Source organism: Streptomyces sp. TM32 (assembly GCF_004122755.1).
GTDB lineage: Bacteria > Actinomycetota > Actinomycetes > Streptomycetales > Streptomycetaceae > Streptomyces > Streptomyces sioyaensis.
In genome coordinates this window covers 1-9,050 of sequence record NZ_SDIG01000221.1, presented here as the reverse complement: position 1 = coordinate 9,050, position 9,050 = coordinate 1, and the positions used below count along the sequence as shown (strand labels likewise).

Here is a 9,050-nt window from a genome sequence, read left to right as displayed (position 1 = left end):
CTCCGACGCCGTTATGCGGATCGGTCGACCACGACACCACCGAAATGATCTCCGGCTACGAAAATCTTGCCAGAGCCGCGTTCAGGTGTTCGCCGAGACCCGTCGCCGACAGCGTCAGCTTGTGCCGGTGTCGCGGCCTAAGGTGACGTCACTCTGCTATGGCCGCATCCAGTGCGCCGGACGGAAAGGGCGAAGCAGAGCCGGTGACGGCAAACGGGTTCACTAGGGGCTCACTTTGGTTTCGCCCAGCACGGATCCCTCGCTGACCCGCAAGCGATATGTCCTTGCCGCCATGGGGTGCACCGGGGGGATGGCCCTCCTCGACGTCACGGTCGTCGCGGTGGCTCTCGACCCGGTGGCGCGCGGCCTGGACATGAATACGTCCGCCATGCACCAGGTGGTACTCGTCTACGCCTTGTCCCTGGCGGCACTTGTGCCGATCGGCGGAATGGCGACGCGAAAGTTCGGTCTCCTTCCCGTCTTCCGGTCCGGGGTCGTGCTCTTCGCCCTTGCCTCCGGGGGGTGTGCCCTGGCGCCGGAATTCGGGCCCGCCGCCGCACTCCTCCTCGGAGCGAGAGCGGTTCAAGGGGCGGGAGCCGCGCTGATACTCCCCGTCGCCACCACCGTCATCACAGATGTCTACGAGGAACACGAGCGTGGCATGGCCTTGGCCACCTACGCCGGGGTGGCTCAGTTGTTCTTCGTGCTCGGGCCCCTGGCGGGGGCCTTGCTGACGCGGTTCTTCGGATGGCCTTCCGTCTTCCTGATCAATATTCCCCTCGCGGGAGCGGTCCTGTGGGCGATCGCCAAAGCGCGGTTGCACGATCAGGCTCCGGGGGAGCCGCTTCGTGTCCTTCAGCCGTTCCTCATGACCCCGGCACTGGTCGTGCTCGTCTTTGCCCTGTACCAGAGCGGAAGCTGGGGATTTGCCGCGAGGACGGTTCCTGCCCTGGTCTTGGGCGTGCTTCTGCTGGCGCTCTCGGTCCGGGTCATCCTGAGAGCCGACCGTCCTCTTCTCGATTTGGGCCTTTTGCGGAACCACACGTATGCCGCTGCGGTGGCGGTCACGTTCCTGGTCCAGGCCGCCCAATTGCCCGTGCTGGTGCACGGCGCCGTCTATCTGCGACAGGCTCTGCACCTGACGGTGCTCGGCTCCGGTGTGGCACTGCTCCCTTTTGTCGCTGCGCTGGCCGTGGGTACTTTCGCCTCCGGATTTCTCCTTGAGCGCTTCCAGGCGATCCGCGTGCCTGTCTTGTGGGGTTTGGCGGTCGCCACCCTCGGGACGGCCGCTTGGGCAGCCGTTCTTCCCTGGGACGCATACCTGTGGCAGGTCCCCGGGATGATCGTCGCCGGCCTCGGGATGGGGATGCCCATTCCCGCGCTGAGTGCGGAAATGATGAGCGCCGTCACCGTTGACGAACGTGCGGATGCCTCCGTCCTCCGGCAAACCCTGCGGCAATTGGGCGGGGCCTTCGGATTCGCCGCCGCGGGAGCACTCGTCCTGTCGGCCAACGATCGGGAATCCAACGCCGCGGGAATCATCCAGGCGTCGGCCACGCTCCACGGATTCGTCTTCGCGAGCATCGTGCTGGCCGCCACCTTCGCTCTGGCCGCGGCCACGCTGCCACGCAAACGCCCCCTCTTCCGCAACCGGGTACGAGCCTGAACGCCGCACCGCCGCCGGCGGCTCACCGACGCCCCGGCCTTCCGGCCGAGGGCGCTTGCGGAGGGGGCGGGGGCTACGCGGCGGTCGGCCGGGTCACCAAGCGCAACTGCGCCTCCTGCTCCTGGTCGCCGGATGTCGAACCGACCTCCTGGATCGCGAACACCGAAGCCAGGCCCGCGCGCAGGCGGTCGACCGCCCAATAGCCACCCTGGAGGGTGGCTGTCACCGGCGCGGTCAGCCGCCGAGGCGCCGTCTCGGCGGGTGGCGTCGACACGTCAACGGTCGCCGCCCACACCGTCACCCCGCTTCCGGCCGAGTCCGCAGGACCGTCGTCGCTCGTCCGGTCGGAGCGGAAGACCGCGTTGAGCGCGCGGAAAACCGTCCGTGCGTCTTCGGGCGGGCAATCGGTCACCGCCACCTGGACCTGGGCTGCCCCTTCATTCGTCTGTGCTGCCTCTTCCGCGTCGTTCACTGTGCCTCCTTCTCGCATGGTGCGTGCAGCTACGCGGCCGCTCTTCATGGACGACGTACGCATAGCCCTCCCCCTGCACGAGGCGCCTGGTGGTGCCGTGCGCTGCCGGCTACCGCCGGCGCCGGGACTCGATGCCGTTGCCCTTCACCTCGTGCGGGGCGAGCCGTTTCTCGCGCGGAGCGAGTTCGTCCGGCTCGCGGTCCTCCACGGCATATCCCACGGGACCGTCCGCCGGCAGGCGCGGCTGCTCCTCGGGCCTGGGTGGTGCCGGTGCACGAGCCTTGATGCGACGCCCCCAGGCAAAGGCCGCGATGAGCACCGCCACGACGAGAATTCCCACGAGGACGAGCAGGACGCCACTCACCCCGTTGCCGGCGGCCAGATGCTGATGCACTGTCAATGCTTCGATGCGCAGGGTTTCCATGTCGGTCGGGTACCCGCCGGGACAGGTGCTATCCGGGTTCTGGCCGTGTGGTCACGACGCCGTTCCCCGACCGGCCGGGGAACGGAAAGGCCTTCCTCACCCGCGCGGGCGCCCGGCCTCCCGCCGCTCAGCCCAACGCGTCGGCGGCCACCCGGAGGTCCGATACGAGTCCGGTGTACGCCGTTTCGCGGTCGTCGGACCGGAGAATCGCCGAGGGGTGCAGCGTCGCGACGACCATCCCCCCTCCTCGGCCGTCCGGTTGACGCGCGTCCTGGGGCAACGGGAGGAGGGCACCCCGGTCCTTCGTGACCCGGAACGACGACCCGAGGAGTGCCTTGCCTGCGGTCGCACCGAGCGCGACCACGAGCTCAGGGTCCACGAGGCGCAACTCGGCGGTCAGCCAGGGGCGGCAGGCCGACATCTCCCGCAGACTCGGCGGCTTGTGGATCCGCCGCTTCCCACGCTCGGCGACCTCGAACTTGAAATGCTTGACCGCATTGGTGAAATACGCCTGGCTCTCGACGATCCCCGCCTCGTGCAGCGCCTCCCGAAGCAGGCGTCCGGCCGGCCCGACGAACGGCTCTCCCGCCCGGTCCTCCTGGTCCCCGGGCTGCTCTCCGACGAACATGATCCGTGCGGAGGCATCACCCGCCCCGAAGACCGTCCCTGATGCTTCCCGGAACAGCGGGCAGCCCTGACAGCGCGCCGCGGCACGCCGATACGCCGGCAGGCCGCCGCGCCGGGGAAGAAAGGGCGTGGCGTCGTACTCCAGCCCAGCGGACTCCGTTTGGCGTTCAACCATCAGTGTCACCTGTCACCTGTTACCTGGCACCGGTCACCTGTCACCTGTCACCTGTCACCTCTGCGTCCCGCGGGCCGGACCCACGGACGGGGCGCGGTTCTGCCACTGTCCCGCGCCACCGCACAAGCCGCACCTTCCGGTGGCTGACGACGGTCAAGCCGCCCGTGCGGGGGAGGGGAGGAACGCGCCCCGACGCGTCACTGAGGACGTCCCGACGAGCCACTGCTCAGGGACGTCCCGATTAGTCACTCATGACGTCGGGAAGTCGTCTGCCATGTCCCTTGACCACAGCCAGGCGCCCGTGCTGGAAGCCCTCGCCCGGTATCACGCGTCGCACCAGCTGTCGTTCAGCCCTCCTGGCCACAAGCAGGCCCGGGGTGCCGACCCGCGGGTCCGCGACCTCCTGGGTGACGCCGTCTTCTATGGAGACGTCCTGGCTTCCGGCGGACTCGACGACCGGCGTACCGGCGGCAGAGTCCTCGAACGCGCCGAGAGGTTGATGGCCGATGCGGTACACGCCTCCCACACCTTCTTCTCGACCTGCGGCAGCTCCCTGTCGGTGAAGGCCGCCATGCTCTCCGTCGCCCGTCCCCACGAGAAGTTGCTGATCGGCCGGGACGCGCACAAGTCCGTCGTCGCAGGCCTGATCCTCGCCGGCATCCAACCCGTGTGGGTGGATCCCCGGTGGGACGCCGACCGGCACCTGGCGCACCCGCCGTCCGCCGACGACTTCGAGGCGGCCTTCGCCGCCCACCCGGACGCGAAAGGAGCCCTGGTCACCAGCCCGACCCCGTACGGCACCTGCGCGGACCTCCGCGCCCTCGCGGACACCTGCCACCGTCGACGGCGCCCACTGATCGTGGATGAAGCGTGGGGCGCACACCTGCCCTTTCACCCTGATCTGCCCGCCTGGGCCATGGACGCCGGTGCGGATCTCTGTGTGACCAGCATCCACAAAATGGGGAGCGGCTTGGAGCAGGGTTCCGTTTTCCATCTGCAGGGTGACCTGATCGACCCGGCCTTGCTGAAAACCCGTGCCGATCTGCTCGGTACCACCAGCCCGTCCGTGCTGATCTACGCCGGCCTCGACGGCTGGCGCCGGCAAATGGTCCAGCACGGCCGGGACCTGCTCGACGGGGCCCTCCACCTGGCGAACCGGGTGCGGCAGGCCGTCGAGGCGATCGACGGCCTGCACGTACACGACCGTGCGGACTTCTGTGGTCCCGGCCTGGCGGACGACTTCGACCCGCTTCCCGTCGTCATCGACGTCAGCGGGCTCCGGACCACGGGGTACCGGGTGGCCGACTGGTTTCGCACGCACCGAAGCATCGATGTGCACCTGTCCGACCATCGCCGCATCAACACCCAGCTCACCCACGCCGACGACGAGGAGACGACGGGCGCCCTCCTGGCGGCACTGAAAGCTGTTTCTGCCGCTGCGTCGGAGCTGCGCCCCGCCCCGAGCATCGACGTGCCGCCTCCCGCCACCCTGCGGCTGCAGCAGAGCTGCCTGCCGCGCGACGCGTTCTTCGGTCCCGTGGAAGACGTTCCCCCACAGGACGCCGTGGGCCGCGTGGCCGCCGAGATGATCACGCCGTATCCGCCCGGCATCCCGGCCGTACTGCCGGGCGAACTCCTCACCGAACCCGTGCTGCGCTACCTGCGCTCAGGGATCGAAGCAGGTATGAACCTTCCCGACGCCGTCGACACCCAGCTCGACACCGTGCGGGTGGTGGCGTCCGGCAAGGGGTGACCGACTGCCACCGGGGTCGTCAAGTCGTCCCGCGGGCACCTGCGTCGGCCGGCGCGCGGCCTTCCCGTTCGGAGCCCCCGGCCTTCCTGTTCGGAGCGCACGGCACTCCCGTAGCCCCCGGCCTCCCTGTTCGGTGCGCAGGGCTTTCCCGTTCGGAGCAATGGGCGTGCCTCCTCTCCGCCCGCACGGCCGTATGTGACGAGCCGGGCCGGGCGGGCGCCGCCGCTCTCCTTCGTGTCGCGTCGGGAGGCGTTTCGTCGTGGACTGGGAGAGGCGCGCCCGCATTCGTGCCGGTATGCGGGTACCCGCCATAGGAAGACGAAGAATCTCGAACGCGAAATTGAGGAGTGTGTGATGCCGGCAGGATCCAGCCGTAAGCGTGAGCGGCAGTACGAGCACATCAAGGAGGGCGCCCAGAAGCGCGGGACCTCCACGGGGCGCGCGAAGGAGATCGCCGCGCGCACCGTCAACAAGGAACGCGCCCGGGCGGGAGAGGCGAAGTCCGCAAGCAGGACCTCGACCCGCGACCCCAAGTCCGCCTCCCAGCGCGGCGGCGAGCGCTCCCACCGCGGCCCCCAGAGCCCCACGAAGGACCAGCTCTACGCAGAGGCCAAGCGGAAGCACATCGACGGCCGCTCCACCATGACCAAGGAGCAGCTGCGCAGGGCCGTCGGCCGCTGACGGCAACCGAAGGCAGGAAGCACGGCATTGCCGGCGCACCGGACGGCAGGGGCGCGGACCGCCCCTGCCGTCCGGCGCGGAGCGCTACCCGGGTGGGGGGAGGCGTTTTCGGGCGCTCCGGTCGTTGCGCCCGGCTGAACCCCGAGACCTCACCAAGGCGGACGCTATGCCTGTGGCACGCGACATCATGACCCCAGGAGTGGAGTGCATCGGCGCCGAGGACAGCGTCCTGGACGCGGCATGCACCCTCACCCGGCTGGGCGTCGGGGCGTTGCCGATTCGCGGCACCGACGGCAACCTCCTCGGCGTGCTGACGGACCGGGACATCGTGATCAAGGTTCTCGGCAAGGGCAAGGACCCCCAGCGGACGAAAGCCGGGGAACTCGCCCAGGGCGTGGTCACCATCGGCGCGGACGACGACGCGGACGAAATCTTCCGGACGATGGCCAGCCACAAGGTCCGCCGCCTCCCGGTCATCGACGGTCGCCGGCTGGTGGGCATGGTGGCGCTGGCCGATGTGGCTCGCGCGCTGCCGAACCTGCACGCCGGCAGCCTGCTCGAAGCGCTCTCCGCGGACAGCTCTCCCGCCGGGCACCGGTGCGCTCCAGCCAGCCCTGCGTGCGTCGCGCTCGGCTGCTCGTCGATGTGAAGGTGCAGGCCGGCGAGGGCGGTAGGGCGCCTTGTCGGGGATACTCGGGGTGCGGCTCCGCCATGGTTGGGTCGATAATTTGTGCTATGAGTGAGCGATTTGTCCAGCTGCCTGGCAGTGACCGCTCGATCGCGCCCGAGGCGCGCCCGGCGGGCCCGCTGGACGGTTCGACGCCCGTCGAGGCCACCGTCGTACTGCGCCGCAAGGCAGCGGTCCCCCACGAGCTGATCACGGGGCCCGAGACGATCCCGCAGGCCGAGCTGGCCCGGCAGTACGGTGCGGACCCGGCGGACGCCGAGCTGCTGCGCGAGGTGCTGGGCCGCCTCGGGGTGCGGGTGACCGACGTCGATCTGGCGTCCCGCCGGGCCAAGGTGACCGGCACGGCGGACGAGATGGCCGCGGCGTTCCGGACCCGGCTGGCCCGCGCGGCCAGCCCCGACCCGACCGGCGGCGACCCCGTCGAGCACCGCCACCGCGAGGGCCCGCTGGAGGTGCCCGCCGAGCTGGAGGGCGTGGTCGTCGCGGTGCTCGGACTGGACGACCGGCCGCAGGCCCGTCCCCATCTGCGGCGGGCCGGGAAAAAGACCCACCGGATCTCCTACAAGCCGTCGCAGCTGGCCGAGGTCTACCACTTCCCGCCCGGAACCGACGGCAGCGGCCAGACCCTGGCGATCATCGAACTCGGCGGCGGCTTCGCCGGGGCCGAACTCGACACCTACTTCGCCTCGCTGGACCTGCCGAGCATCCCCCGGGTGGCCGCGGTGAGCGTCGGGGCCGCCCGCAATGTGCCGGGCCGCGATCCCGACGGAGCCGACGGCGAGGTGCTGCTGGACATCGAGGTCGCGGGCGCCCTGGCGCCCGGCGCGGAGCAGAAGGTGTACTTCGCGCACAACACCGACCAGGGCTTCGTCAACGCGGTGAGCGCCGCCGTCCACGCCACCCCGACGCCGGCCGCACTGAGCATCAGCTGGGGAGCAGCCGAGGAGTTGTGGACCGACCAGGCCCGGATGGTCATCGACGAGGCGCTCGCCGATGCCGCGGCGCTCGGCGTGACTGTGTGTGCCGCGGCGGGTGACGACGGCAGCGGGGACGGGGTCGGCGACGGACTGCCGCACACCGACTTCCCGGCCTCCAGCCCGCATGCGCTGGCCTGCGGCGGCACCCGGCTCGACGCCGACCCGACCACCGGCCAGGTGCACCATGAGCGGGTGTGGGGCGGGCGGGCCGCCGACGGTGCCACCGGTGGCGGCGTCAGCGCGGCGTTCGGCCTTCCGTCGTGGCAGACCACCGCCGGTGTCCCGCACAACGGGAGCCCCCCGGGCCGTGGCGTACCGGATGTGTCGGGCGTCGCCGACCCGGCCACCGGCTATCAGGTGCTCGTGGACGGCCACCGCTCCGTGATCGGCGGCACCGGCGCCGTGGCTCCTCTCTGGGCGGCCCTGGTCTGCCGCCTGGTGCAGGCACTCGGGCGCCCGCTGGGCATGATCCAGCCGCTGCTGTACGCCGGTGCCACACCGGGGCACACCACACGCGGTTTCCGCAAGATCACCGATGGCTCCAACGGTGCCTTCCGCGCCGCCCCCGGCTGGAACGCCTGCACGGGTCTGGGGGTCCCCAACGGCACCGAACTGCTCGATTCCCTGCGGGAGATGGCGCACCGCTGAGGGGGACCGGCACGGGGCCCGCCCGGCGTCCGAGGGGCGCCGGGCAGGCCTTCGGGCGCCGGACGCCCCTCGTGCCGTGCGGTGCGGTCCTGCGTGGTCCCGTGTGCTGTGCTGTGCTGTGCTGTGCGGTGCCGGCCTGGGCGTGCCCAGTGGCCGGCCCGCTCCTCGGGTCACTCGAATGACCGTATGGGGTACGGCCCTGAGGGTTTCGGTCAGGTCGCCTGGGCCGTCGTGTAGAGGTTCTTCGCGTCGTCGCCGAAGTACGGGCCGAACATGGTGTGGGGCCAGAACTGGTAGCCGAAGCTGTTCACCGAGGTCTGCAGACCGGTGCCGGTCTTCTCGTCGAACGAGGCGAACCAGGGGCCGCCGCTGGAGCCGCCGGTCATGTTGCAGTCCAGACCGTGGTCGCCGGAGAACAGCGGGTCCTTGAAGGTGGTGCCGCCGCAGTAGATGAGCTTGCTGCCGTCGTACGGGGCGGCCGCGGGGAAGCCGAAGGCGTACATCGCCTTGTTGTAGCCGGAGTTGAAGGACAGGCCCTGGCCGCCGACGACATCGGTGAGCTTCTTGCCGTCGAGCGGGGCGACGACCGCGGCGCCCACGTCGTAGTTGATGTCCTCGCTCGCCGTCCACTGGGGAGTGGAGAGCGTCTTGGTGGCCGCCCACTTGCCGTACGGGGACTGGCCGTCGTGGTAGCCGGGGACGAAGACCCAGTTGGTGTGCCAGACGCCGCCCAGCTTCACACAGTGCCCCGCGGTGAGCACCGTGCTCTTGTTGCCGCTGGTCACCGCGTCGCCGGAGCAGGCGGCCGTGCGGCCCTGGTAGGTGAAGAACACCCGGCCGGTGGTCTTGGTGACCGCGCCGCCGCCGGTCCACGGCCCGCCGGCCTGGGGCAGGGCGCCGGGGCGGGCCGTGGACCGGCGGCGGCGCGGTCACCAAGAC

The 9,050-nt window shown here is 70.5% G+C and carries 7 protein-coding genes and 2 pseudogenes; 5 read left to right on the top strand and 4 right to left on the bottom strand.

Going from position 1 to position 9,050, the window contains the following annotated elements:
- The first annotated feature begins 310 nt into the window (after positions 1 to 310).
- Complete coding sequence (locus EST92_RS29315; protein ID WP_161981788.1) at positions 311 to 1,666, top strand: MFS transporter; 1,356 nt, start codon at positions 311 to 313, stop codon at positions 1,664 to 1,666.
- Positions 1,667 to 1,739: 73 nt separating this feature from the next.
- Here the strand turns inward: EST92_RS29315 and EST92_RS29310 are convergent, their stop codons facing one another.
- The 3 genes from EST92_RS29310 to EST92_RS29300 all read right to left on the bottom strand — a co-directional run bounded on the left by EST92_RS29310 (position 1,740) and on the right by EST92_RS29300 (position 3,364).
- On the bottom strand, positions 1,740 to 2,138 hold the full coding sequence (locus EST92_RS29310) for a hypothetical protein (RefSeq protein ID WP_129283723.1): 399 nt from the start codon (positions 2,136 to 2,138) through the stop codon (positions 1,740 to 1,742).
- A 109-nt stretch (positions 2,139 to 2,247) separates the two neighbouring features.
- Complete coding sequence (locus EST92_RS29305) at positions 2,248 to 2,562, bottom strand: DUF6479 family protein (protein ID WP_254069111.1); 315 nt, start codon at positions 2,560 to 2,562, stop codon at positions 2,248 to 2,250.
- 127 nt (positions 2,563 to 2,689) lie between these two features.
- Complete coding sequence (locus EST92_RS29300) at positions 2,690 to 3,364, bottom strand: UdgX family uracil-DNA binding protein (protein ID WP_129283722.1); 675 nt, start codon at positions 3,362 to 3,364, stop codon at positions 2,690 to 2,692.
- 274 nt (positions 3,365 to 3,638) lie between these two features.
- On the opposite strand from EST92_RS29300, the gene EST92_RS29295 reads away from it, so the two are divergent.
- The 4 genes and pseudogenes from EST92_RS29295 (at position 3,639) to EST92_RS29280 (ending at position 8,111) form a co-directional block, all read left to right on the top strand.
- The gene (locus EST92_RS29295) at positions 3,639 to 5,117 is read left to right on the top strand and encodes an ornithine decarboxylase (RefSeq protein WP_129283721.1); all 1,479 of its coding nucleotides are present in this window, start codon (positions 3,639 to 3,641) and stop codon (positions 5,115 to 5,117) included.
- A 354-nt stretch (positions 5,118 to 5,471) separates the two neighbouring features.
- A complete protein-coding gene (locus EST92_RS29290) occupies positions 5,472 to 5,798 on the top strand; it encodes a plasmid stabilization protein (RefSeq protein WP_129283720.1) in 327 nt (108 codons plus the stop codon).
- 166 nt (positions 5,799 to 5,964) lie between these two features.
- Positions 5,965 to 6,375, top strand: a pseudogene (locus EST92_RS29285) (CBS domain-containing protein); the annotation flags it as partial.
- 158 nt (positions 6,376 to 6,533) lie between these two features.
- A complete protein-coding gene (locus EST92_RS29280; protein ID WP_254069109.1) occupies positions 6,534 to 8,111 on the top strand; it encodes a S53 family peptidase in 1,578 nt (525 codons plus the stop codon).
- Between the two features lie 212 nt (positions 8,112 to 8,323).
- On the opposite strand, the pseudogene EST92_RS29275 reads toward EST92_RS29280, so the two are convergent.
- A pseudogene (locus EST92_RS29275) lies at positions 8,324 to 9,010 on the bottom strand (peptidase); the annotation flags it as partial.
- Between the last annotated feature and the right edge of the window lie 40 nt (positions 9,011 to 9,050).

Bases quoted from the DNA above. Each gene is read 5' to 3' on its own strand.
- EST92_RS29315 (WP_161981788.1), top strand. From the start codon at position 311: ATGGCCCTCCTCGACGTCACGGTCGTCGCGGTGGCTCTCGACCCGGTG.
- EST92_RS29305 (WP_254069111.1), bottom strand. From the start codon at position 2,562: ATGGAAACCCTGCGCATCGAAGCATTGACAGTGCATCAGCATCTGGCC.
- EST92_RS29300 (WP_129283722.1), bottom strand. From the start codon at position 3,364: ATGGTTGAACGCCAAACGGAGTCCGCTGGGCTGGAGTACGACGCCACG.
- EST92_RS29295 (WP_129283721.1), top strand. From the start codon at position 3,639: ATGTCCCTTGACCACAGCCAGGCGCCCGTGCTGGAAGCCCTCGCCCGG.
- EST92_RS29290 (WP_129283720.1), top strand. From the start codon at position 5,472: ATGCCGGCAGGATCCAGCCGTAAGCGTGAGCGGCAGTACGAGCACATC.
- EST92_RS29280 (WP_254069109.1), top strand. From the start codon at position 6,534: ATGAGTGAGCGATTTGTCCAGCTGCCTGGCAGTGACCGCTCGATCGCG.